Source organism: Akkermansia sp. N21116 (assembly GCF_029854705.2).
In the GTDB taxonomy this organism is placed as follows: Bacteria; Verrucomicrobiota; Verrucomicrobiia; order Verrucomicrobiales; family Akkermansiaceae; genus Akkermansia.
This window is the reverse complement of the sequence record NZ_CP139035.1, coordinates 65,070-90,977: the sequence shown is the minus strand read 5'-3', so window position 1 is coordinate 90,977 and position 25,908 is coordinate 65,070. Positions and strand designations below refer to the sequence as shown.

At 52.4% G+C, this 25,908-nt stretch carries 19 protein-coding genes; 11 read left to right on the top strand and 8 right to left on the bottom strand.

What is annotated here, in order from left to right:
• Positions 1-30 precede the first annotated feature (30 nt).
• From QET93_RS00335 to QET93_RS00295, 9 genes are all read left to right on the top strand, one after another.
• Positions 31-1,851 (top strand): MFS transporter, encoded by a 1,821-nt coding sequence (locus tag QET93_RS00335; protein ID WP_280126741.1) that lies wholly within the window; start codon positions 31-33, stop codon positions 1,849-1,851.
• Positions 1,852-2,185: 334 nt separating this feature from the next.
• Positions 2,186-3,820: an FtsX-like permease family protein gene (locus QET93_RS00330; RefSeq protein ID WP_322190031.1), complete on the top strand. Its 1,635-nt coding sequence runs from the start codon at positions 2,186-2,188 to the stop codon at positions 3,818-3,820.
• Positions 3,821-3,854: 34 nt separating this feature from the next.
• Positions 3,855-4,724, top strand: a complete 870-nt coding sequence (locus QET93_RS00325) for an RDD family protein (protein WP_280132584.1) — start codon at positions 3,855-3,857, stop codon at positions 4,722-4,724.
• A gap of 52 nt (positions 4,725-4,776) precedes the next feature.
• On the top strand, positions 4,777-5,559 hold the full coding sequence (lpxA, locus tag QET93_RS00320; RefSeq protein ID WP_280126744.1) for an acyl-ACP--UDP-N-acetylglucosamine O-acyltransferase: 783 nt from the start codon (positions 4,777-4,779) through the stop codon (positions 5,557-5,559).
• Between the two features lie 16 nt (positions 5,560-5,575).
• Positions 5,576-6,250 (top strand): HAD-IA family hydrolase, encoded by a 675-nt coding sequence (locus QET93_RS00315; RefSeq protein WP_280126745.1) that lies wholly within the window; start codon positions 5,576-5,578, stop codon positions 6,248-6,250.
• Between the two features lie 11 nt (positions 6,251-6,261).
• Positions 6,262-8,874, top strand: coding sequence for a cobyric acid synthase (locus QET93_RS00310; protein ID WP_280132583.1), 2,613 nt, complete (start codon positions 6,262-6,264; stop codon positions 8,872-8,874).
• Complete coding sequence (gene cbiB / locus QET93_RS00305; RefSeq protein ID WP_280132582.1) at positions 8,871-9,854, top strand: adenosylcobinamide-phosphate synthase CbiB; 984 nt, start codon at positions 8,871-8,873, stop codon at positions 9,852-9,854. Before QET93_RS00310 ends, cbiB begins: the two co-directional genes overlap by 4 nt.
• 108 nt (positions 9,855-9,962) lie before the next feature.
• A complete protein-coding gene (locus QET93_RS00300) occupies positions 9,963-11,894 on the top strand; it encodes an NAD(+) synthase (RefSeq protein ID WP_280132581.1) in 1,932 nt (643 codons plus the stop codon).
• On the top strand, positions 11,891-12,244 hold the full coding sequence (locus QET93_RS00295; protein WP_280132580.1) for a hypothetical protein: 354 nt from the start codon (positions 11,891-11,893) through the stop codon (positions 12,242-12,244). The genes QET93_RS00300 and QET93_RS00295 overlap by 4 nt, the downstream gene beginning before the upstream one ends.
• Before the next feature lie 84 nt (positions 12,245-12,328).
• On the opposite strand, the gene QET93_RS00290 is transcribed toward QET93_RS00295, so the two are convergent.
• The gene (locus QET93_RS00290; RefSeq protein ID WP_280132579.1) at positions 12,329-15,148 is read right to left on the bottom strand and encodes an autotransporter outer membrane beta-barrel domain-containing protein; all 2,820 of its coding nucleotides are present in this window, start codon (positions 15,146-15,148) and stop codon (positions 12,329-12,331) included.
• A 587-nt stretch (positions 15,149-15,735) separates the two neighbouring features.
• Here QET93_RS00290 and QET93_RS00285 point away from each other — a divergent pair.
• On the top strand, positions 15,736-16,014 hold the full coding sequence (locus QET93_RS00285; RefSeq protein WP_322190030.1) for a hypothetical protein: 279 nt from the start codon (positions 15,736-15,738) through the stop codon (positions 16,012-16,014).
• Here QET93_RS00285 and QET93_RS00280 read toward each other — a convergent pair.
• The 6 genes from QET93_RS00280 to QET93_RS00255 form a co-directional block, all read right to left on the bottom strand.
• On the bottom strand, positions 16,000-16,971 hold the full coding sequence (locus QET93_RS00280) for an extracellular solute-binding protein (protein WP_280132578.1): 972 nt from the start codon (positions 16,969-16,971) through the stop codon (positions 16,000-16,002). The two genes, QET93_RS00285 and QET93_RS00280, sit on opposite strands and share 15 nt — an antisense overlap.
• Positions 16,972-16,986: 15 nt before the next feature.
• Complete coding sequence (locus tag QET93_RS00275; protein ID WP_280132577.1) at positions 16,987-18,612, bottom strand: ABC transporter permease subunit; 1,626 nt, start codon at positions 18,610-18,612, stop codon at positions 16,987-16,989.
• Complete coding sequence (locus QET93_RS00270; protein WP_280126754.1) at positions 18,602-19,357, bottom strand: ABC transporter ATP-binding protein; 756 nt, start codon at positions 19,355-19,357, stop codon at positions 18,602-18,604. Before QET93_RS00270 ends, QET93_RS00275 begins: the two co-directional genes overlap by 11 nt.
• Before the next feature lie 27 nt (positions 19,358-19,384).
• Positions 19,385-20,482, bottom strand: coding sequence for a 2-aminoethylphosphonate--pyruvate transaminase (gene phnW / locus QET93_RS00265; protein ID WP_280132576.1), 1,098 nt, complete (start codon positions 20,480-20,482; stop codon positions 19,385-19,387).
• Positions 20,483-20,510: 28 nt separating this feature from the next.
• A complete protein-coding gene (phnX, locus tag QET93_RS00260; protein WP_280132575.1) occupies positions 20,511-21,299 on the bottom strand; it encodes a phosphonoacetaldehyde hydrolase in 789 nt (262 codons plus the stop codon).
• A 146-nt stretch (positions 21,300-21,445) separates the two neighbouring features.
• Positions 21,446-22,753, bottom strand: coding sequence for a hypothetical protein (locus tag QET93_RS00255; RefSeq protein ID WP_280132574.1), 1,308 nt, complete (start codon positions 22,751-22,753; stop codon positions 21,446-21,448).
• Between the two features lie 151 nt (positions 22,754-22,904).
• Here QET93_RS00255 and QET93_RS00250 point away from each other — a divergent pair, with 151 nt between their 5' ends.
• Complete coding sequence (locus QET93_RS00250; protein WP_280132573.1) at positions 22,905-24,629, top strand: thiamine pyrophosphate-dependent enzyme; 1,725 nt, start codon at positions 22,905-22,907, stop codon at positions 24,627-24,629.
• Here the strand turns inward: QET93_RS00250 and QET93_RS00245 are convergent.
• The gene (locus QET93_RS00245; protein ID WP_280132572.1) at positions 24,621-25,817 is read right to left on the bottom strand and encodes an FN3 domain-containing metallophosphoesterase family protein; all 1,197 of its coding nucleotides are present in this window, start codon (positions 25,815-25,817) and stop codon (positions 24,621-24,623) included. The genes QET93_RS00250 and QET93_RS00245 overlap by 9 nt on opposite strands.
• Between the last annotated feature and the right edge of the window lie 91 nt (positions 25,818-25,908).

Sequence of the window (25,908 nt, the reverse complement as noted above, 5' to 3'; positions counted from 1 at the left end):
ACTACTGTATTTGCATAGAATAAAAAAACCATGAGTGACTCAACTACTGCTTCATCGGAAGTCTCCGCTTCCGTTAAGAGGTACTCACGCTACCTGTTGATTATCGCCGGTTTGGGCGGTTTGATCTACGGATTGGACGTGGGGATTATCGCAGGGGCTCTCCCCTTTCTTAAGGCAACTGCCGGCAACTATCTGAAAGATGCCAACCTAGGGTTGGTTGTAGCCGCTGTGCTTGGGGGAAGCGTGATTTCATCCTTGTTTGCAGGTGCTCTTGCCGATATGTTCGGACGCAAGAAAATGCTTATCATCAGCTCCTTGTTGTTTGTGGTGAGCATTCCGATCATTGCCTGTACCTACTTCTCCGGCGAAGTCTGGACCCTGTGGGGGTACGAAGTGAGTTCCGGTTTTCTTCAGCTGTGCATCGGCCGTATCATCCAGGGCTTTTCCGCCGGCTTGATTGGTGTGATCGTACCTTTGTACTTGGCCGAATGTCTGAGTGCCGATTCGCGAGGAAAGGGAACCGGTATGTTCCAGTTAATGCTGACGATTGGGCTTGTGCTGGCCGCTCTTATTGCCTACGGGTTCTCTTGGGCTGTGGAAAACTGGAATCTCCACCAGGATACGGCTTGGCGCGGTATTTTCTGGGTATCCATTATTCCCGGAGTCTTGTTGAGCATTGGCGCTCTGTTTGTAACAGAATCACCTCGCTGGCTTTTCAAGCGTAATCGCAAGGAAGAAGCCCTGGCTGCTCTGCGTCGCGGAAATTCCGAAAAAGTGGCTGTTCAGACGATGGAGGAAATCGAAGCTACTGCAGCCGAAGCCAAGGCGCAAGCTCAGGCCGGTTCCGGGAAAAAGGAAACGTTGTTTCAGAAAAAGTACGTTTATCCTTTCATTCTTGCTGTTGTCATTCTTGCCTGTACCCAGGCGACCGGCATTAATTCCATGCTCAACTATTCGGTGAGTATCTTCCATCAGGGTGGACTTGAAGGTACGTCTGCTAACGCTGGCGATATTGCCTTGAAGGTAGCTAATATGGTCATGACTATTGTTGCTGTTGCTCTTGTTGACAAGATGGGACGTAAATTCCTTCTGCGCATTGGTACGTCCGGAATCATCGTGGGGCTGTGCCTTATCGGCTTCTTGTTCCTTTCTATCGAACAGAGCCGTGTTTCCGTCAAGGAACAAGTCAGCACGATGATCGTGGATAAGCATCTCAATGTCGACCTGAATACGCCCGCTGTGTTGACCAAGCTGGGGCTAGATCCTTCCGAAGACAACAGTAACAAACAGCTTGTTGTCAACTATGAACAGGGAGGTGCACAGAATAGCCTTGTTTTCAACTTTGCTAAAGTGATGAAGGGCGGCGAGGAATCTCCTGCCATGGCGACGATTCCTATGGCTTCTCCTGATAAGAATGGAAATATTGCCGGGATCAAGATCCTGAGCGCCGATCTTGGCGACCGTCCTTCTCAAACGGTTGCTTGGATGATCGTGGTTGGCTTCGTTATCTTCATTTCCTTCTACGGAGTAGGACCTGGTGTGTGTGTCTGGTTGGCTCTTTCCGAACTGATGCCGACGCGCATTCGTTCCAACGGCATGTCCATCGCCCTTTTGATTAACCAGGGGGTTTCGACGACGATTGCTATGTTCTTCCTGCCGTGGGTGGCAGCTATCGGTTACTCCAGCGTGTTCTTCATGCTGGCGGGCTTTACGGTGATTTATTTTATTACGGTGAACTTCTTCCTTCCCGAAACAAAGGGGCGTTCTCTTGAAGAAATCGAGACCTACTTTACGACCGGTAAAATGCCGACAAATGAGAAGGAACTGAAAGAAGACGAATTAAAGGCCTGATTTCTTCCTCTCTTCATATTTATTATTAACTCTTTTCACCTTGGAGCCACTCTGCTAATGCAGTGTGGCTCTAATTTTTCTTTAGTAGAATCCAGGTGTTTTCTACGGTCTGTCTTTAAACTGCTGCGGTGAAATTGGAACATATCATATCGACTGCCTCCTTCATATCATGATGCATTTTGGTTTAGAAACAGGCATCCTACCAGGCGATAGAGCCGACATCATCCAGTTCCAATTTCACCGCAGCGGTTTAGAAATCCTGACCGGGATTACGCTCAGACTCATTTTGTCCTTGGAATCGGGGAGGGCTTCCTTCATTCTCCCGGCGGTATTTATGAAGAATTTTCTGAGTCGCCACATGAGCCTGTCATTGGCCCTGCGTTATTTGAATCCGTTGCGCACGTATTTTTCAGTGATTACGCTGATTTGTTTGCTGGGTGTGTCGCTGGGGGTGATGGTTCTTATTATTGTGTTGTCGGTGATGGGAGGCTTGCAGAAGGAGCTTCAGGAGAGGTTGCTTGCCTATTCCCCCCATTTGCAGATGAATTATTATGCGGTCCCAGGTCTTCGAGGGGCGATTGGCGACTGGCGGACTCTGGAAGAGACGATCAATAAGGTGCCGGGGGTAGAATCGACTTATGCCCTGGTGGAGGATTATGCCCTGGTGGATGTGAACGGTGCCCAAAGACCATGTTCGTTCCGGGCTCTGGATACGGAAAACAAGGAGCAGATGGCGGAGCTTGCTCCGTTGTTAAGCTCGGGGTCGTTTGATCTCGGGTTGGGCGAGAATGCGGTGGTTTCTTCAACGGTGGCCCGGATGCTGGGCTTATCGGTTAATGACAAGCTGCGCGTGTTTACCACGCGTAATTATGGAGATGCAGTGCGTGCGTTTTCACAGATGGATCGCCCATTGCTTGCGACGAGGTTTGAAACGGAACTCGACCGGTTGCTCTCTCTTGCCGACAAGAAGCGCCCCAACGGAAAAGATGGCGTTGTCTGGAACGGATCGGATGTCAGGGAAGCGGTGTCTTTATTGCAGAAACTGGATGGATCTCCCCGGCTACAGGTGGAGGCTGAGGCTATCGGAAAGGTGTTGGATGTGTTGCCGGAAGACGCTTTCGGAGATGATGTCGCGGGCGAACTGACTTTTCCTGCCAATGTCTCCGGTCAGTTGAAGGCGATGGTTTCGGCATTGAAGTCGGTGAACAAGGACAAGGAGGATATTAACAGCGTCCGCATGATCAAGAGTCTTATTTTGCCGAAGGATCTGACGGTGATCGGAATCTATCAGGCGTCCCAGCATGTGACTTGTCCGGATCTTTTTATACCGCTTGAGATTGGTCAGGAGCTTCAGGGATTTGAGGATGATTACGTGCAGGCGATTGCGATCAGGACGAAGAATCCCTACGATCTTGCCCAGGTGACTGCCGATGTGGAGCATGCCCTGCCTGTAACGTATGAAGGTAGTTCCGGTTGGGGCATTGAATCGTGGATGGACAAGTACAGTTCCTGGTTCAAGTTGATTCAGCAGGAACGCATGATGATGGGGTTTGTTCTCTCCTTTATCGGGATGATTGCTGCCTTTTGCATTATGGCGGTGATGTTTACCGTATCGATCCAGAGGAAGAAGGAACTGGCCCTGATGAAGGCTTTGGGGGCTACTCCCTGGCAGGTCGTGCGGGTGTTCCTGTGGCAAGGGGTGATTATCGGTATTGCCGGGGCGGCGTTGGGGGTGGCTTTGGCGTTGCTGGTGTTGCATTACCGGGTGCAGATCCACATATTCCTAAAGACGATCGGTATTGATCCGTTTCCGATGGATTTCCACGGGGTGGAGATTCCGGCGGAGATCAATCCTGCGGAATTGCTGAATCAGTCGGTGAAGGCATTTGTGATGGTTGTCGTGGCATCGGTGGTACCTGCCGTGCTGACTGCCTACCAGGATCCTGCGAAAGCTCTCCGAAGCATGTAACCGGGATTGAGAAAAACGATTTTAGAACGCGATTATGGATATTTATTACGCAATCGGGCAACAGAAACAGGATCCCGTTCCTGCTGTGGAGATTATGTCCATGGTGGAACGTGGCGAACTGGATGCCGATACGATGGGGTGGCATCGTGGATGCAAGTCTTGGATGCCTCTGAAGGATTTGCCGGAGTTGAAGGATTTTTTCCTGACCCGGTTCTCACGGGAATTGGAGGAGGCTGAACCGGATGGAGAATTCGGACATGTCTCCGATGTTCAAACTTCCGATGCTGACGTAGAGGGAGCAATCCCTTTGGAGCGTATGGACGAATTCGGGAAGGTCGATGTCCAGCGCCGGGTGGAGCTCGCTTCTCCCGAGCTTCGTTTTATGGCACGGATCATTGATTTGTTGATTTACCTGTTGCTCTACATTGTTTTCTTACGCTTGTCGTTCAGCGAGTTTCATCTTTCTTTTTTCAATGCTCTTATTTGGTTGCCGGTGGTGTTGCTGGAGGCGGTGTCTTTGTCTTTGTGGGGGACGACTCCGGGCAAGGCTCTGCTCGGTTTGCGCGTGGTGATGATGGATGGGGGGAAACTCCGTTTGATGCGCATGTTGACCCGGTCGTTTTATGTAATATTTTTCGGCATGGGGTTGGTGACGACGGTCTTTTCTCCCGTTCTGCTGGCATTGTCCTGGTGGTGGACGAGAAAGAACATGCTTTCCCCCTGGGACCAGCGTCTGACGACTCTGGTGGAGATCCGTCGTCGCGTGTCGCCGTTCCGCATCGTTGCGGTGCTGGCTCTGGCTTTGCTCCTGATTGAGGGATCCGGTCAATTGCTGGTTCCCTGGACCGATTCGATCACGGCTGCGATGGAGGAGACCTTTAGAATGATGCAGGAAGGGCGTTAAACCTGTTTTTGGTTTTGCCTTTCCGGAGGAATTGCGGCAGAATCCCGCTGCCATGGCAGAAATCCATCCCAGTGCAGTTGTTCATCCGGGTGCGGAATTGGCTGACGACGTTTATGTCGGCCCGTTCTGTGTGATCGGCGACAAGGTGAAGTTGGGCAAAGGTTGCGTGCTTCACAGCAACGTAACTATCGACGGCCCGTCCACGTTTGGCGAATGCAATGAGTTTTATCCCCACTGTTATATTGGTGGTAGGAGCCAGGATTTGAAGTACAAGGGTGAGCCGACCTATTTGGAAGTGGGACATCACAATGTGTTCCGCGAATATAGTTCGGTGAACCGCGCGACGGATCCCGGAGAGAAGACGGTCGTCGGCAATTACAACAACATGCTGGTTGCTGCTCACATGGGGCATGATTGCCGCATGGGTGATCATGTGATTTTGTCCGGTTACGCCGCCATAGCAGGCCATGTGGTGATTGGCGATTATGCGATTGTTTCCGGAGGGACGGTCGTTCATCAATTCGTCCGCATCGGTGAGCATAGCCTGATCGGTGGAGGGAACCGGGTTGTCAAAGATATTCCTCCGTACATGATTTCCGAAGGCCACCCTTGTGTTGTGCGTTCCGTCAATACGATAGGCCTCCAGCGTCGCGGGTTTAGCGAAGAAGATATCCGGGCACTCAAACAGGCATATAAAAAGTTTTTCCTGCATAAGGGTACGGTATTTTCTGATGCGGTGGAGGAGTTGCTGAATGATGAGCGTTTCGGGACGAATCCCTATGTTGTCAATCTCGTCAAGTTCCTGCAGACTTCGGAACGCGGTTTTGGTCATTAAGGAAGGATTGACGAATATGTACAAGGGATTTGTGTTCGATCTGGACGGTACTCTGGTCGATTCCCTGCCCGGTCTTACCGAAGGATTGAATCGTGCCTTGAAGGCGCAGGGGTATCCGCCTTATCCGGCGGAAACCGTGGCGACGATGGTGGGCAAGGGCGCCCGGGAATTGTGCCGTTCTGCGTTGAAGGCTTTCCGGAAATCGAAGGGAGAGGTTAGCGACGATGATGTGATGTGTCTGTATGCAGAGTTTGGTCGCGAATATCCCCATACCTGGCAGGGTGGCACGACTCCCTTTGAGGGAATCATCCCCATGTTGCGGGAGTTGTCGGACGGAGGTGCCCGCCTGGCGGTGTTGTCCAACAAGCCTCATGATGTGACGCGCCCTCTCGTCCTTGACAAACTTCCGGGGATTCCTCTGGACCCGATTCTCGGATTTTCATCGGAGTTCCCCCGTAAACCCGATCCCTCTTCGCTATTTCATATTATCGAAAGCTGGGGTCTAACGCCTGCGGATGTCTGCATGGTGGGGGATTCCGCTCATGACGGCAATACGGCGGTCAATGCCGGGACTGGACTTGTTCTGGTCGACTGGGGCTATAGTACGCGTGACGCCTTGGAATCGTTCCGGGTCCCCGTTTGCGAGTCCGTGGCGGAGTTGCGATCTATTCTGGTGGGTAGCCGGGTCTGAAGGGTAAGTCCATGACGATGTCGAACGGGGATTTTTCCCATGGCGGGGATTTATTGAAGCTGGCGGAGGTGTCGGGGCATGCGCCAGAGGACCTTGTGGATTTCAGTGTCAATGTCAATCCCTCCGGTTTGCCGGATTTCATACGTGCCGCTCTTTGGGGAAGCTTGGAGAAGCTGGCTCCTTATCCGCCTCCGCACGCGGAGGACGCGGCGGCTTGCGCTGCGGAACGCCATGGTCTGGATGCTGCGTGTTTTGTGCCGGGGAATGGCAGCAATGAGCTGATCCATGCTCTGCCGGGGGCGTTTACCCCGGCGGAAGGGTTGATTGCCGAACCGGCATTCTCCGAATACAGGCTTGCTTGCTTGAAGGCCGGCATTCCGGTGCGTTCCCTCGTGTTTGGGGAAAAATCCGGGTTTCGTGCGGATCCGAAAGAATTGGCCTCTTCGGCACGGACGGGAGGCATGGTCTTTTTGGCGAATCCGGGGAATCCGTCCGGGGTGCTCTTGGACAGAGACGAGTTGCTGGAAGCGGTGACTCGGAGGCAGGATGTCCTGTGGATACTGGATGAAGCGTTTATCGACTATGTCGGAGAGGAAGCATCGCTGGTGAACATGGCTGCGGCGTTGCCCAATCTGATGGTCTTGCGTTCGTTGACGAAATTTTACGGGATGGCGGGGCTTCGTACCGGGTATGCTGTTGCGTGTCCTGCCGTGGCGGAGAGGTTGCGTGCGGCCTTGCCTGCATGGAATGTTTCAACATGTGCGGCAGAAGCGATGAAGGCCGTTTTCCGGGAGGGAGGAACTTTTGCCGATAAGGAACGGTGTATGAATGCGGAGCGGCGTGACGATTTGGAGCGGCGTCTGGATGCCTTGCCAGGAGTGGTGCGCATTCCCTCTTCAGCCAATTATGTGCTGTTCCGCTGGCCTTACGGGGGGGATCTCGCCCGCAAGTGCCTGGTGGAACACGGTATTGCTTTGCGCGATTGTTCCAATTACGAAGGTTTGTCCGGCGGTGTGTGGTTTCGTGCGGCGGTGAGGTTTCCGGAGGATCATAAACGTCTGGTCCGGGCTCTCTCCGGGTATGTGTGCGGGAATGATCCGGGAGAGCCGTCCCGAGTGGAATTCCCGGTACCCGTGATCAAAAAGAGAGTACCGGCCCTGATGCTGCAGGGGACTTGTTCCGACGCCGGGAAGAGCGTGCTGACGTCCGCGTTCGGTCGTATTCTCGTTCAGGACGGGTATGCGGTGGCGCCTTTCAAGGCGCAGAATATGGCTCTGAATTCCGGAGTAACTGCGTTGGGCGAAGAGATGGGGCGGGCTCAGATGGTACAGGCCCGGGCATGCCGGAAGGATCCCGATGCGAGGATGAATCCCGTGCTGCTCAAGCCTCACTCCGACATGGGTTCCCAGATTGTGTTGATGGGGCATCCTGTCGGCAATATGGATGCCCGTGAGTATTATCGGCACAAAAGTTCCTTGTGGCCGACCGTTTGCGAGGCATACGATTCCCTGTCCCGAGAATGCGATGTGATGGTGCTGGAAGGGGCGGGGAGCCCCGGTGAGGTGAATCTCAAGTCCGTGGATATTGTCAATATGTCCATGGCCAGGTACGCCGGAGCTTCCGTGTTGTTGACAGGGGATATTGACCGCGGCGGGGTGTATGCCTCGTTTCTGGGAACGTGGATGACGTTTGACCGGGAGGAACGGGAGTTGCTGGGCGGATTTCTCGTCAATAAGTTCCGAGGCGATGCTTCGCTGCTGGGGCCTGCCCACGACTACATTCAGGCCCGGACGGGAGTGCCCGTCGTCGGCATCGTCCCGATGATCCGTTCCCTGAACATTCCCGAAGAGGACAGGGCGACTTTTTCCTTCCAGAGTGTTGGAGGAGATGTCCCGGTCGGCGGGGTCTTGGACGTTGCTGTCGTCATGCTTCGCCATGTATCGAACTATACGGATTTTGCTCCGCTTGCCGAAGAACCGGATATCCGGTTGCGCCAAGTGCGTACGGCGGATGAATTTGGTTCGCCGGACTGGGTGATCTTACCTGGATCCAAGAATGTAGCGCATGACTTTGAAACGCTTGAGGCAGCCGGACTGGCGGAGTTGATCCGCAGGCACGCTGCTTCCGGCAAGTGGGTGCTGGGTATCTGCGGTGGTTTGCAGATGCTGGGCAGGACGATTGAGGATCCTTCCGGGATCGAATCTTCCCGGCGTTCGTTTTCCGGTTTGGGGCTCCTGGATTTGGAGACGACATTCGAACGTGACAAAATACTGACTGCCTTGCACGGAGTCACGACACCTTTGGGACGGACGACTTCCGGGTATGAAATCCACCATGGGCGTTCGCGTGCCGGGAGCGGGTGCGAGCCGTTGTTTTTCCGTCCTGACGGTTCTGCCTGCGGTTATGGAACTGGGCGGGTTTGGGCGACGTATTTGCATGGGGTGTTCGAGGATGATGAATTCCGCCGGGCAATGATTGACCGCGTCCGAACGGACGCCGGTTTGAAACCTGCGGGAAGGATTCTCGTTCGGTGCGATTTGGACGGTGCTCTGGATCGTTTGGCGGATATCGTCCGCGAAAGTGTTGATTTGAAAGCGATCTACCGGAGCATGGGACTGGCATGACGATGGTTAACGACACCGTGTGGCTCATTCCCCTGGCTTTCGCGCTGGATTTGGCTTTGGGGGATCCCCGTGTGGACTGGCATCCCGTATGTCTGGCGGGATGGTGGTGCCGAAAGGTGGAATGTTTCTGGAAACGTATGTTCGGCAAGACGTTTTTATCCGGGGGGATGGCCTGGTTTTGTTCCGTTCTTCCTTGGTTGTTCTTGTGTTTTTGCCTTTTGTCCGCATGTCGCCGCTTGTTTCCGTCCGAATGGGGAGTTCTTGTGCCGGGAGCAATGGCGGTGTATGCCTGCCTGGCTCCCCGGAGCCTGGCCGAGCATGCCTGGCGTGTGATTCGGGAGGCTTCTTCCGGCGATTTGGAGAGAGCGCGGAGGGCGGTATCGATGATCGTCGGAAGGGACACGGAGAAGTTGGATATGCACGGAGTCCTGAGGGCTGCTATTGAAAGTGTGGCGGAGAATTGGACGGATGGCGTTTTTTCTACTATCTTTTGGGTGGCTCTTGGATGTACGTTCGGAGGAATTGAAGCTGGTGCCCTCTGCGCCGTCTTTCACCGTGTTTCCAATATCATGGATGCCATGTGGGGCAAGAGGAATGACGAGTACCGCCGTTTCGGCACCTGGGCGGCAAGAACGGATGATGTGCTCAACTGGATTCCAGCTCGGTTGTCACTACCGTTGATAGCCGTGGCAGCCGCAGTTGTTCCCGGTTGTTCTCTTCATGGTGCTCTTTCCATCGGCTGGAAATATAGACATGAACATGCGAGTCCGAATTCAGCCTGGAGCGAGGCGGCATTTGCCGGAGCCCTGGGACTTCGCTTGAGTGGTCCCGTTTCCTACAAGGGGATGCCGGCTCCCTATCCCTACATTGGGGAAGGCAGGATGGAAGCCACAGTAGAGGATGCCCGGCATGCTGTTCTGCTGATGGCGGCGGCGACGGTCCTGGCTATTGCCGTATCCGTGCTGGTTCTTCAGTGGTAAGGAAGATAGGGGATAATAATTTCCCGAATTAGCCTGCTGTGGAGTTTTTTCATCGCTTTGCCCCCTTCATGTAAGTTAGAAGAGGTTCGTTCTCCCCCCCTCTAGCCCATGATGTACGGATATTACCGAGTTGTCGCCGCTGTACCGCAAGTGCGGGTTGCCGATGTGGATTACAATGTGGATCAAATGATTGCCAGCTACAAAGAGGCTGTCGGTCAAGGTTGCTCCGTTGTGGTTTTCCCCGAATTGGGGGTGACGGGGTATTCGTGTCGGGATCTTTTTTTCCAGGGTACATTGTTGTCCCATGCTGCACGAGGCGCACGTAAAATGGCTCGTGCAACGGCAGGGAAGGGGACGATTGCCGTGTTCGGACTTCCAGTTTTGCAGGGGGAAGCCCTGTTCAATGTGGCGGTCGTAGCCCAGAACGGAACGATGCGGGCCGTGGTTCCCAAAACAATTTTGCCCCATGTCCGGGAATTTTACGAGCAGCGCCAGTTTCGGTCGGGGCGTGCCCTGAATGCCTCCCATGTGACGCTGGACGGAGAGGAGGTGCCTGTGGCCCGGGATACCGTATTCCGCGCAGGAGATTCGCCGCTGATTTTCGGGGTTGAACTATGCGAGGATCTTTGGAGCGTGATTCCACCCAGTTCGCGCCTGGCTTTGGAAGGAGCGCGGGCTATTTTCAATCTGTCTGCCAGTACGGAATTGACGGGTAAGGCGGAATACCGCCGGGATCTCGTCCGGCAACAGAGCGGCCGTTGCCTGGCTGCCTATGTTTTTGCATCCTGCGGTGTCCATGAATCGACGACGGATGTCGTCTTCAGCGGTCATTCCCTGATTGCCGACAACGGAAGGCTGGTTGCAGAAAACGAGCGTTTTTGCCGCGAGGCTACCTTGATTACGGCTGATATCGATTTCGAGCGTTTGGCTGCGGCCCGTCTTTCCGAGAGTTCGTTCAATGATTGCCGTGACGGGATCGAGACGACCGGAAGGGTGATCCGGTTGGATGAAACGCCGGCTTCTCCGGATTTGGAATACGCTTTCAATCCTCCCCGTCCTTTCCTGCCCGGAGAGGCTCATGCCGACGAACGTTGCCGTGAAATTATTGCCATCCAGGTGGCCGGCCTTGCCAAACGGGTGGAACATACCGGTGCGAAGAAGCTCGTCATCGGGATTTCCGGAGGCTTGGATTCTACCCTGGCCCTTTTGATTTCGTCCCGCTGTTGTACCCTGCTTCGCAGGCCGGCTTCCGATATCGTGGCCGTCACGATGCCCGGATTCGGCACGACGGGCAGAACGTACAACAATGCCTTGGCGATGTGCCGCCTTCTGGGGGTGGAATTGCGCGAGATCGACATCAAACAGGCCTGTCTCGTACATTTTGACGACATAGGACACGATCCTCAGGAATTGTCGACGACTTACGAGAATGTCCAGGCGCGGGAACGTACTCAGATTTTAATGGACCTGGCCAACAAGATGGGCGGCCTGGTCATCGGTACCGGCGACTTGTCGGAAATCGCCTTGGGATGGTCAACGTACAATGGCGACCACATGTCCATGTACGCGGTCAATTGCTCCATCCCCAAAACCCTAATCCGCCGGTTGATCCAGAGCCTTGCTTCGGAAGCGGGAGGAGAGTTGGAAGCTGTGCTTCTGGACATCAATGCAACCCCGGTAAGTCCGGAACTGCTGCCTGCCTCCGAGGATGGATCAATTGATCAGAAAACGGAGGATGTGCTGGGCCCCTATGACCTGCATGACTTCTTCCTGTACCATTTTATCAAGTACGGGGCGTCTCCCTCTAAAATCCTTTTTCTGGCGGAACATGCATTCCGCCAGGAATTCGACTGTGCGTTCATTGCAAAATGCCTCAGGACATTTTTGTGGCGGTTTTTCTCCCAGCAGTTCAAGAGGAACTGTATTCCGGACGGTCCTAAAGTGGGGACGATCGCGTTATCCCCTCGGGGCGACTGGCGCATGCCTTCCGATGCCGTCGTTAAAGTATGGATGGATGAATTGGATCATTATTGCCGATGACTGGCGAGATTGAAAGAAGTCCCTGGGAGATCTTCCTTGTCCTTCTGGCCTTGTTTGCTTTTCTGGGCTTGATCTCTATGCTGGCAGCCTTGCTGGGAGGACGTCAAAAAACGGGAGAAGTATGGGATCAAGCAACCAGTTCCGCTTTTGACCATTTGCCGGCTCCATTTGCTTTTTTATTCCTGGTGTTGATGCTTGCCGGTATCTTTTGCTGGCAGTTTTTTCCCAAATCGATTGTAGCGTATCGTTATCCGAAAGGCAGGAGGAAGGAATTGCTGGAGCAGTATCGCGATTTAAGAAACGTGAAGCGCAAGAAGAAAAGAGACAGGAAAAAATCAGGGAGAAAGTGAGTTCCCTATGTTGGTGGCTTTGTTGTTCCGGATCTGCGGCAGGTCTTTATCGGACATCTGCCGCAGATCCAAAGAGGTCTTGCTTTAGTACGAGAAGCTTACGCCCAGGTTGACGCGGTGATACACCGACCTGTTCCGGCCTTCGAACTCATACCCGGCATATGCCGTCCATTGCGGAGAGATTGCGAGAGTGCTGTCGTAATTGATTCGTACGGCATTGCGGTCCGGCGCAATTCCTTTTGCCGTCCAACGGTATCCGTTCATCAGGCGTTCGGCTCCGGCGCTCGGATTTTCGCGATAGACGTCCGGCACATAGCTGACGGACAGGGAATTGACCCAGCCCATTCCGTTTAACGAGCTTTGTTTGGAGACTCCCATTCCGACCGGAAGGGAAAGATTCCTCATGTGTCCTTCATCGAAGCGGCGGGCATCCCAGCCTTTTTCCGTGAACGAGTCCTGAGTGACATCCGTGTACTCAAGCCCAAGGAATGCGCTTACGCTCCAGTTGTTTTTCAGAGCGTGGTCCCACTGTCCCTTGAGAGTGCCGAAGAGAGTGCGGTTATCCCACTCGCCGTGTGACCAGTTTCCCGTATGGAATGAATCCATTTTGTTCTTCGTCCATCCGTAACCGGCCGATCCTGTTACAGTCAGCGCGTTCTTGGGATTGATCTCTTTTCTCCAGCCACCGTAAAGAAGAGCGACTTCGGATGTCTGGTCGACATCTCCGACGAAGGAGCGGCTGTAGTTCTTGCCGTAGAGATTGCCGAAGGAAAGGCCGAGAATTGCGTTGGTCGTGATCTTGCGATCGGCGCCGACGGCGTACCCTCCTCCATTGTAGTCGTATCCGTCACGGGTTCCCACGGAACCGTGGCTGGTGAAGTCTCCGAGTCCCTTGATCCAGTAGTTGTTTTTCGGTTCCATTTTGAACCGGGTGACACCGAGGTTGCCGAGTGCGGCATTGGATGTGGAGAGGGCATTGGAAGCGGATGACCACATGGTGTTCATGGCGAGACCTCCCGCCAGTTCGGGCAGGATGTCCCGGATGATCGGAGCCGGAGGTGTGGGCGGATTAGGATCGTCAGGATCTACCGGATCGACGGGAGGTTCTACGGTATCGGGAGTCCATACGACATTCAATTGATCCAATGTGCCGTCTCCATCCGAATCAATCCATTCACGGCTCCATGTTCCATTGTAGGTGTAGGGAGAGTCGATGCGGTCGCTTCCCGTCGCTAAAGACGCAACGGAATCAAAATCCCCGTCATGGATTTGTTGTGTATCATGCAGCAATGTAAAGCTATGGGGAGCAGCCCACCGGTTGTCCGCATAGTAGTAATTCGTGTCGGTTTCCGTATCGTGAATGCCGAGGGATCCTCCGAGGAGGAATTGCCCGGCAATAATTTCAACCGGGCCGGGGGAGGAAAATCCCGTTTCGGTCATATGGTAGGCGAAATCGACGATGATATTGCCATTCATCGTAATTTCATCCCCTTCCAATATCGCATGTTCACCGGGCCTGATGGTAACGATATCCCCTTCAGGCGTACCGCCGATTCGGATAAAAGGAGCTGTGATCTTGGCATTGCTGATATCCAGGATCCCTGCGTATTGGGAAAACCCGTGTCCTTCGCCTTCAACGAGCAGGGATGCTCCTTTCTGGAGTACGAGTGATCCCTGGTGTACGACAAGATCGCCGCCTTTTATCGTTGAAACAGCCATATCTGGGTCTTCCAAATCCTCTCCGGAAAAAACAACCGTACCCGTATAGCCATCACCCTTGTTCAGATCCCAAGTGATCGGCTTTGCGTCCTCGGGCTCGGCATCGGGTTCGATGATGATTGGGTCGTAGAAGGAAACTTTTCTTCCTTCCGCTGCGCGTACGTTCAAATCCGTTTCATCCATCCCCCAGGCGTTTATGGCTAAATTGACATATTCATTCACCCCGGGAAGATTGTTGCGGAAAAGAATATCCCCCCTGTCTGCGGAAAGGACATTGTTGCCTTTCCCCATCATGCTCAGGTAGACAACGGCGTTTCCGTCGTAAACACCTCTGTTATTGGTGAACGAAACGTCTCCGCAATTGGCAATGTACAGGTTGGTAGAATAAATGGCACTTCCTCCTCCACCATCTTTAGTGGCATAATTACTATCGAAAAGTACGCTCTCCGCTCCGGTAATCCTGACTCCGACATCCAGTCCGCTGCCTAATGATCCGGCATAGATGCCGCCGCCGACAACGGCGCTGTTTCCGATAAAGGATATCTTTCCCGTGTTTTCAAAGACAATGTCGTACTTGCTGGTGGGCCGGTAGTTGAGGGCACTGATAGCTCCCCCGTAAGTGGCTTGATTATTCTCGAAAAGAATATCTCCCGTATTTTGAAACAGGATTGGAGCGATGTTCTCGTCCAGAAGCGTAAAGTCTATATAAATGGCACCGCCGCAATAAGGTGCTTCATTTCCCCGGAAGACCATGTTCCCCGTATCGACAAAGGACATGTGGTTCGCTACTCCTCCACTGTAAAGAGCTCCACCATTGGAATAGGAATTTCCTTGTGCCATGTTGTTTTCGAAGATCAGGTCTCCCGTCTTTGAAAAATCCAGATGTCCGGAAATGCTGAACAAAACGCCGCCGTATGTGGAGGAATTCCCTTTTGCTATAAAATCCCCCTGGAGATTATGAACAGTCAGGTTACCAGGCATGTCCGCCTGATTTCCCCTCAGTTGTATGGCTCCTCCTTCCGATGATGACTTGTTGTTTTCGAAGGTGATATTTCCGTTGATATCGGAAAAGATCAGTCCGCCGTAGGGACAGTTAATGGCTCCTCCCGTATAGCCTGAGAAATCGGAAAAGGAGATAGACCCCGTATTTGAAAATACGACGGAATTGGAAAGGTAGCCTCCCATATTCCCCGAAGAGTTTATCCCCCCATAGGTACCGTTGCCTTGGAAAGAGATATCCCCCGTATTTGTTATGGAAAAACGGGTATCTACTGTTTTGTTACTGGCACTGGAAGTCAATAGATAAGGAAACGAGGTCGATTCCGGAGATTCCGAAAGAGGCGTGAAGGAAACGTTCCCGACTGAATCCAGAACGAAGGCGCCGTTTTGAAAATACTGATCGCGACAATCATTAAGTTCATCGACAGTGGTGACTACTAAATCAGCATTTGCCGGTATTGTAGAAACGCTAAAAATTAGAGAAAATGGAAATAAATATCTGATTTTCATTTGAAGGGATGGTATATTGAAGATCCATTGTTTTTCTAACGAATTTGCAAACCGCTGTCAATTTTTTTTACACCCATTGACATTCAATGGGGTTGATACCGAAATGAATTTAATTCAAGAAAAATAAATATACATTATATATGATTATAATTTACTGACGATCAGAAGAGTAATAAAAAAACAAGCGGTTTGCAAAACCGTTAGTGTCCTCACAACAGCGAGGAGGGAAGTATTCCTATCGTTGTAAATTGTATTTTCTTTTTGTGGTTGAGCCACATAAGAAGATTTTTCCAGAAGTTCTACCGGGTTATCCGGTGACTAGCGGGAAGATCTCCAGGAGAGAAAACGAACAACTGTATCTCGTTCGTGCCCCTCTCCCATGGTCGGGAGAGGGATTTTTCTGCCTTATTTTAGGAACAAAATGGGGAAGTATTGAAAATGTCGTTTGTCCGAAGACGATGTTAATATATAAAAAGCTTCTCTCCCTGAAGAGAGAAGCCTTGAAATCATTAAATTGGATTTATTTTTTAATTATCCATTAATGATTGATGTTTTTTCAGCAATTCTACTGTCAGAGGCTGGGGGAATGTTTTCTGGTGGGGCGATTTGGCGTCTGAGACGGCCTGTTCCCCGTGGAAGAGGGGGACGGGATAGGTTTTGATCAACTCCTTGCGGCCTTCGCGGATCATGATTTCAGCCATTTTCATGGTCTCGGGATTGGTGTTGTCACCCTTGTCCGGGATGGCAACAGCCTCCATCAGGGAGAAGGTCCCTTCTGTAGGATCGACATAATCGATGGGAAGCCCCTTCTTTTTGTCGGCTACGGCTTGCTGGCGCAGACCGAAAGCGATGGCGACTTCCCCGGCCCGCAGTTTTTTGAGGGGTGCTGATCCGGAATTTTCCAAATGGGGACCGGCATTGTCAATCATGGCCTTGAGGATTTGCCGTGTTTCTTCTTCTCCATAAGCGTTGACAAGGGCCTGGACCATGAGCCAGGCAGTTGACGAACTCTTGATGTTGGGGATGGAGATGAGTCCTTTATACTCGGGTTTGGCCAGATCCTTTAAGGACTTGGGAACGGCGATTCCACGATCCTCGATGACTTTGGTATTAATGAAGATAGCGCCTTCCTGTCCGGTGATGGGACCGAAGCAGGGATTGACGGGCTTAAGGGGCTCCATGGCAAAAGTCAGGGGAAGGAACATCTTGTTGGCGCTTTGGGCGCTGTCCAGGTAATAGGAGGAGAGCGTCAGCATATCCGCCTCAATGTTTTTACCTTCGGCGATTACTTTGCCACCCAGTTCCGACGTACTGAATGTGGTGAACATGTATTTGTCTTTGTACCCGGCCTTGTCCAGGGCCTGTCCCATGGCGGCGATAGCTTCATCGTCGGCATTGGAGTAAATGATGACCTGTTTTTCTCCCTGGCAGGAGGTCATGAAAGCCATGGTGGCACTTCCGAGGATACAGGCGGCGAGGATGGAACGTAGTTGTTTCATATGGTATGGGTGTGGTTATTGTGCATGACGGTTCTGGGATATCCGTGAGATGACCACCCTGATCACGATATTGGTGAGGAGGATGAGAATCGACATGACAAAGATTTCGTCGAACTTCGCGAAGTGCTGAAGTTCCTTGATTTTCGTGGTGAGCACGGCAGTTCTGGCGCCGACGAGGAAGATGATGGCGCTGATGGTGATCATGCTGTTGATGAAATAATAGGAGAAGATTTCAAGAATTGTGCCCATAGAGTTGGGAATGACGACTCGGAACATCGTCTTGATCCAGCTGTCACCCATGAGGGAGGCTGTCGCTTCCCAACCTTTGTTCATTTTTTCCAGTGAACTTTTACCCATAAGGTAGGGAGTCGTGAAGAAGTGGATGACGTTGCAGACGATGAGGATAAGGAAGGTGTTTTGCAGACTGGTGCCGGAGAAGGCAAAGAGGTAGGCAATGCCGAGAACCATGCCTGGAATGGTGTTGGTGACAAGGGCAATGCCATTGATGATGCTTCGCGCTGCGCCGTGGAGTTCCGACCGGGCCGTGACCAGAGAGGCTCCGTAGGCGAGAACGGTACCTGCGGCGGAGGTAAAGAAAGCGACGAGCAGGGAGTTTTTGTAAATTCCCGTCAGATTGGGTGACTTCAGAAGACGAATAATGTTATCGAACGTCAATGAGGGCTCGTAGGGCCAGCTACGGACGAAAGGTACGACGAACATAACTGCAAAGATGGCGATGATCCCTCCGAGGAGGATCAATGAACCGGAGGCACAAATGGTGTCCCGGACGGGGCTGGACTTGATTTCCTGCCGGGAGATTTTGTTGTAACGGAAGTTGTAGCGTTCCAGATATCCGATCAGGATGATACTGATGATGGACGGCAGGAGCATGATGACGGCGATCGTGGAGCCTCCGGCGAAGTTCGGGATGGCTCCCAGCATTTCATTGTACAGATGGATGGCGACAACATCGAATTGGCCGCCGATGGAGGCGGGGATGCCGAAGTCCGTGAAACTGAGGGTGAACGCCTGGATGAAAGCGGCTCCAAGGGTTCCGACCAGAGGACGAACTGCCGTACAGAAGAAAGTCTGGATCGGAGTGTCTCCCATGATGCGCGAAACGATCGCGAAGTTTTTATCAATGTATTTAAACGTGTTGTTGATGAGCAGGAAGGCGATGGGCAGCGTATAAATGACATACCCGAGAAGCATCCCGTTGAACCCGTAGATGTCAAAGGGCTGGAACCCCAGAATGGTGGTGAGCAAACCTTCTTTGCCGAATGAATAAATGATGACGAAACCGTAGGTGATAGTCGGCAGGAACATCGGGGAAATGGTTAATCCTCCGATGATCTTCCTGATCCTCCCGGGGAGGGCGGTGTTGTTGACCGTATAAGCCAGGAAAAAAGCCAGGATCGTTGTGATCAGAGCGGAAGCCCCCGAGATCAGGAAACTGTTGCCGAATGAGTGGAGGAATCGTCCGTTGGCCAATGTTTCAGCGTAATTTTCCAGCCCGAAACTTCCGTTGGCGGACAGGGATTGCCTCACCAGGTAACCCATAGGCAGGGCGAGGAATACGGCAAAAACGGCGATGACTGCCCAGAAGACGATTTTGATTTCCGATTTTTCCTTATGATGCATAACAACCCCCGAAGAGGGACATGATGTTGTTGCGTTTGATCTCGAGCTGATTCAGGATGAATGTCTTGACAAAGTTATTGCATGGTTGGGAGACGATTTCGACCGGGGTGGAGTATTGGGAAATCCTGCCTTCGTTGAGGATCAGGACTCGGTCGGAAAGAGTCAGGGCTTCTTCCGGATCGTGGGTGACAATGACGGTGGTGAGATTATATTCCCGTGCGATGGTTTTGATACGCGTTTTGATGGATTCCTTAATGACGCCATCAAGGGCGCTGAGGGGTTCGTCGAGGAGAAGGATACGAGGTTTCATGACAAGAGTACGTGCGAGAGCGACACGCTGTTTTTGTCCTCCGGAGAGCTGTTCGATCCTTTTGTCGAGATGTTCGGAGAGTCCTAAAAGTTCAATGAGTTCTTCCACTTCTTTCCGCGAACAGATGTTGGGTTTGTTTTTCAGGCCGTAGGTGATGTTCTGGTAGGCGTTCAGATTGGGAAACAGAGCGTAGTCCTGAAAGACAATATTGAATCCGCGCTGTTGCATGGGGGTGCGGCTGAGATCTTCCCCATCGTAAATGATGGAGCCGCCGTCCATGTCCGTTAATCCCAGGATGACGTTAAGCAGAGTGGTTTTGCCGCTGCCGGATGGTCCGAGGATGGAGACGATTTCTCCTTTCCCTATCGTGAGGCTGATGCCGTTGAGGACGGGGGTGTCGTTATAGATTTTTTTGATATTGTGAAGTTCCAGCATAATTGTGTTTTGGTAAAGGATGGGAAGTTACCGGGTTTTGTTTCCTCGGATGGCGGCTACTTGGTCGACGAGGCGTTCGAAATCTTCCGGGAAGACATCGCCTATATTGCCGATGCGGAAGGTCGGAGCCTCGGAAATTTTACCGGGATAGATGACGAACCCGCGTTGTTTGAGTGCTTCGTAAAAGGCGGGGAAATCGAAGTCTTTTTCCGGATACAGGAAAGAAGTGATAATGGGAGATTGTACGTCGGCGGGGAGAAGAGCTTTGAATCCGAGGCGTTCCATACCTTCGACGAGAATACTGTGGTTTTCCCGGTAACGCTGGTGACGCGCGGCAATCCCTCCTTCGTCATTGAGTTCTTTGAGTGCCTGGAAGAAAGCGCGGACAACATGTGTTGGGGAAGTGAAACGCCATTTGCCATGGCCTTTTTCCATTTCGTTCCACTGGTCGTAGATGTCCAGGGAGAGGCTGCGGGAAGTACCCTTGCAGGATTCTATTTTGGTTCGTTTGGCAATGATGAACCCAAAGCCGGGAACACCCTGGATGCACTTGTTGGCGCTGCTGATGAGGAAGTCGATGTTTAACCCATCGATATCGATGGGGATACCTCCGAAACTGCTCATGGCATCAACGATGAAAGTGAGTTCATGTCCTTCTATAGCTTTGGCGACTTCTTCGATGGGGTTGATGATACCTGTTGTCGTTTCGCAGTGTACCATGGCGAGATGGGTTGTGTCCGGGTGCTCGACAAGGGCTTTGAGGACGACATCGGCGGTGACCTGCAGGGTTTCCTTCAGAGATATGATGGCGTAGTTCAGGCCGTGGTAGCGGGCGATGTCCCCCATGCGTTTCCCGTAGGCTCCGTTGGAGACAATGAGAAGCTTGTCTTCCGGCTTGACTGCACTGCCGAGGACGGCTTCTACGCTGTAGGTGCCGCTGCCCTGCAGGAGGACTGAGGTATAGGAATTGTCCAGTCCGGTGATGCGAAGCAACTCCTGGCGGATGACGGAGACAATGCCTTCGTTGTAGTCTTTGTCCCAGGTACACCAGTCCTGAAGCATGGCTTCGCGGACGGAGGGGGATGTGCTCAGGGGGCCGGGTGTGAGGAGGAGGTAATTTCTCATATGAAGTAAAAAGCTTGAGGTTGTTATATTATCCGTTGAATTTGTTGATGGTGTCGATGCAGGCGGGAAGATCGGTGATGGAATCGATAACGTAGTGGGCTCCTGCGGTAAGCATGCGTTGGCGGACTTCCGATTTCATCGCGTTGATTTTTCCGGCGGGAAGGTTGCCGTATTCTTCTTCCGAAAGACCGAGTTCGTTGCTTCCGGTGATGATGCCGACAGTGTGGACTTTGGCATTAATCCCTTCCCGGATATCTGCAATGGTGTCCCCGACTTTGACGACTTGGTCGACGGAGGGGATGGCCAGGTCGATCATGTTTTGGTAGATCATGTAAGGCGCTGGGCGGCCGGAGGGCAGATTGGTAGGAGTGACAAGGTTGTCGACCACGTAGCCTTTGGCTGCGGCTTCAGGACGAACGATATCCATCATGGCTGCCGTGTAGCCTGTGGTGGAACCGATTTTGATGCCTTGTGCTTTGAGTGCTTCGAGTGTTTCGATAACGCCGGGGATGGGAGTCGTGAAATCCTTGAGCGAGGCGAAGAGATGTCGTTCGAAACTTTCGTACATTCCGAGGACATCCTCTTCCGTCCAATCCCTGCCATGAACTGCCCGGAATTGTTCGCGGATTGGAGGCATTGAGAGGATAGCGCGGATGTGATCGATTTTCAGCAACCCCATCGGTTCCCGTGCCTGGCGGTAGGTGATTTTAATGTTTTTCTCGGCAAAGACGCGGAGGAAGACATGGAGGGGGGCGAAGCAGCCGAAATCGATGGCGGTACCCGCCCAGTCCATAATGATGCAGTTGATTTTGCTCATGGCGTTGTATGAAGATCCAATGTTGGATATTTTGATAAAAGAACGGACCAGTGTGCCGAACGGATCGAACCTATCCGAAACACACTGGTCCGCTAAGAAATTTACTGTGTCTTTATCGTAACAAATTCTTGGGGATGATGATTTCTTTAGAAGTTGAGATAGGCACCACAGATAAACTGCCAACCGGTGAATCCGGCGTTTTTGGCTTTGTTTTCCTGACTGACGGTGGAGTTGCAGTATTCCATCATTGTCATGATTTTCAGACGGGAAGGTTCTGCGCTATAGACGTAGAAGTTGAACCCGCCACCGATGGCATAGTAGGAATCGGCGTAGCCCGGAGATTGTCTTTGGAGAGCCTTGACATAGCGGTTTTTGCCGACGTTGACGGCATTGTCGCCAGAGGCAAACTGGAAACGGGCCACGGCCTCGACGTGATCTGTGATGGAGTAGGTGGGCAGCACGACAAGACCGAACATATCGTCGGCGTCCTTGTTGTTGCTCTTGAGTGCCCAAAGCCCTTCAACGGTAATGCCGAATTTACCTTGCTTGCCGATGTAGTAGGCGGACAAAACGTCTTCGTTCTGGGAACCGACGAAAGTACTGCTTCTACCGGCCAGAGGCTTGTCCGCATCGGCAAAGCTGTGAACCCAGTCAATGTAGAAACGCCCCTTGTCCAGAAGGATCTTGTCAAGACCATAGGAGAGTTCCACCGTGGTGAAGCAATTTTCCCATGTACCCCAGATTTGTTTATTGGAGTCGCTTGTTCCCGACCAGATGCCGATGTAGTAGCCGAGTTTGTCCTTTTTGGTGTCGTTGGCAGCCCAGAACCCCCAGACGGAGTCAAAGAGGACAGTCGATTCGACGATGGAGAATTCCGGCACTTTGAGGGAACTGGATGAAACGCGGTTTTCGGCGTAGATTTCCGGGTTGGTTTTACCGAAGGCGAAAGTGTAGCCCTTGTCCTTGTAATTGTATTGGATGAATGCTTCGTAGAGGCTGGCTGACGTTTGGCTGTGATCATCCCAGGATCCCTGGGATTTGTTCCAGGAACCGGTGCTGTTTACGCCTCCGATGTTCCAGACGTTTTGGAGTTTGAAGTCATTCAATACTTTGGCGTTCCAGCCCGCACGGAAACGGCGGTATCCGTCCGTCCAGTTGCGGCTGCCGTCATAGTTGCCGACTTGTCCGTCCACCCATCCGGCCTGGTATTGCATGCGGAGGCTGACGTTGACTTCCTGAATATAGGGGTTGTTACTGTTTTTATAGAGATGTACTTTCTTTTGGGGTGCGAGCCCGAAAGCCTGATCCCAGAAGTAGATGTTTTTGGTGATGGAAGGAGTAACCTCCGGTTGCGTTGCGGCAACTGTCGTCGGTGTGGCGGCTCCGGCAAGTTGGATCATGGAAGCTCCTGCGAGCAACGATGTCAGAATGAGGGGAGTGTTGTTGTTTTTCATAAGCTACGATTCGCAGAGTAACCATTTTTTTCAGGACGAGAACGGATTTATGGTTAGGAAATGGACACATAAGTGACCGTTTTGTTGCGTCATTTGTATAGATTTCTTGGAGAAGTGTTGATCGCTTCCGTCTCTGATTGGTCTAATCGGTATGTATTCGGTAGCAGATCAGGTTGTTGACATATTGGAGCAGTCCGGGATCAAAAGGATCTACGGTATAGTCGGGGACAGTTTGAATCCCATTACGGATGCCCTCCGCCGGAAAAAGACGATTGAATGGATCCATGTCCGTCATGAAGAAGTCGCAGCGTTTGCCGCTAGTGCGGAGGCGCAACTGACCGGCAGTCTGGCCGTATGCTGTGGCAGTAGCGGCCCCGGCAACTTGCACTTGATCAACGGTCTTTTTGATGCTCACAGAAGCCATGCCCGGGTTTTGGCTATCGCCTCCCACATTCCGCAAAGCCAGGTTGGAGTGGATTATTTTCAGGCAACTCATCCGGAAGAATTGTTCCGCGAGTGCAGTGTTTATTCCGAACTGGCATCGGAACCGGAGCAGGTTCCCCGCGTGTTGCTTTCAGCGATCCAGCATGCCTATGCGCGTCAGGATGTTGGCGTGATTGTTCTGCCGGGAGATGTTGCCGCCTCCAAGGCGGAGGGCCGGGAACTGGTGCATCCCCCCGCGTTTTCCAATCCGCGGCTCGTGCCTGCCGATTCTGAAATCAAGGCTTTGGCGGAATTAGTGAATGCGAGTGAAAAAATTACGTTCTTTTGCGGGATTGGCTGTGCCGGCTCGGAACACAAGATTGCGGTCCTGGCTCAAAAATTAAAAGCTCCCGTCGCCTATACGTGGCGTGGCAAGGAAATCTTCGAATACGACAACCCCAATGGCGTGGGAATGACGGGGCTTCTTGGATGGGGTGATGCCTACGAGGCGATGAAGCGGTGCGATTTACTGGTGATGTGGGGAACGGATTTCCCCTATCAGAATTTTATTCCTACCAATGTCAAGGTCGTGCAAATCGACATCCGCGGAGAGTACCTTGGCCGTCGCTGTCGACTGGATCTGGGAATTTGCGGCGATGCGGGATCGACGGCGGATGCCCTTGCTCCATTGGTTCATACCAAGGATAATGGCATTCATCTGACAGAGTCCCTCAAGAGACATGGACACCAGATCAAGAAAATGAATGCCTACATTGAGCCGGATTCGGAAAAGCCCCCCATTCGTCCGGAACACCTGACGACAGCCCTCAATGCTCTGGCGGACAATGATGCCGTGTTCACAATTGATACGGGAACTCCCTGCATATGGGCGGCCCGCTATATTTGTGCGACGAAAGGCAGGAATTTGATCGGTTCCTTCTCCCACGGGTCCATGGCGGATGCCATGCCGATGGCAATCGGGGCTCAGGCTGCCTTCCCGGGAAGACAGGTGATTGCCTTGTGTGGCGACGGTGGATTCTCCATGCTGGCAGGAGATCTCATTACTGTGGCCCAGTACAAACTTCCCATCAAGCTTGTCGTCTATAATAACGACTGTCTTGATTTCATCCAGTTGGAGATGGAGGCTGCCGGGCTTGTCCCGAGTCAGATTGATTTGCATAACCCATCGTTTGCGGATTTGGCGAGAGCTGTCGGCATCCGTGGATTCCGCCTCGAAAAGCCGTGCGATATCGAACGCCTTGTCAAAGAATTCCTCGACTATCCCGGCCCGGCTTTGCTGGATGCCGTCGTGGACAGGAATGCCATTTCACTGCCTCCTTACATCAGTATCGGGCAGGCTGCTTCGTTTTCCCTGTCTATGGTCAAACAGACATTGAACGGGGAAGTCGGGCAGGTGTGGGACACTCTGGCGGGAAACCGCAAACTATTTTGATCCTTCCCGGCGTCCGAGCGTGGTTTCCAGCAGGGGCTTGTTCTCTATATCGTAGGCTTGAGCCTTGATGGTGCCGTTTTCGATGTCAAGACGGACGGCGCTTTTATTGCTGCCGACGAGGATAGGAAAATTGCGCTTGCCGGGAACCGGTTCATGATAGGCGAATCGGTGCGTGTGCCCTGCGACCATGAGATCGACGTTTGCGTTGTTGAGGATTTTGAGCATTTTGTCGCTGGCATCTTTCATGCCGTGGCTTTGTCCGTCGGGAAGTTTGCTGTTGTATTGTTCGATTTCCGAGATCGGGAAATGGCTGAAGACGATGCGGCAGGCTGCCTGTTTGTATTCGGGTGTTTCAACGACTTTGGAGAGCCATTTGGCTTGTCGGGTACGGTAGGTATCGAAATCGACGAGGCCGAAGTATTCCCGGTGGTCGTTCGGTTTGTCTTCCCCGGTATCGAGGAAGACGAAGAATGTGTTGCCTATGCGTTGCGTTCCGTAAATTTCCCCATTGGTGCGGGGTGTGTAGGCAGGGATCATGCGGGCGACGGGGCCGCGCGTTTCATGGTTGCCGCGGACGAAGATGAAAGGCTTGTTTTTAGCGAACATCTCGGTACTGGCATCAATGTAGCTTTTGAAGGCCCAGTTTTTTTCGAAACTGTTGCTCAACATGTCCCCCACATAGAAGATGGCGTCGCAGGTATTGTAGTCTCCGAACTTGAGTAGATCCTTCAACTGGTCCGTGTGGTCGTGGACATCGCTCATGGCGATTACGGAACAGGTGGTGGCTTGCGGATCGAATGTTTTGAAATCGTACCAGGGCGAGGCGATTTCTTCTCCAAACGTTACCCGGTAGGGGGCGAATTTAGTAATTTCCTTGGAATGGAGTTTGTACTGGTAGGCCGTGTTGGGCTTGAGGTCGGGAATGCGGATGGCATGAAGCGTGTTGTCGGCTTCTTTCAATCCGTCTTTGGATGTCCAGTATGATTCTCCGGGAGCTTGTTCTCCGGCGCTTTTTTCCCGGATTTCTACCCAGGAATAACCTTTGCCGGATGTGGTGAAAACGATGGTGACACCGTCGTCTGTCAATTCCTGCAGGTAGGGGCCGTGATCGAATGAGTAGTTTTCGGCAGAGCAGACGAGAGCTGTTGCAGCAGACAGGCAGAAGATCGGGAAAAGAGCGTTTTTCATCTTGATGTGGTACGATTTTCAGAGAGATATTCTTTCAGGAATGGAAGAATACTGGAAGATTTCGCTTCTTCATCGCGTATATACCGGGATA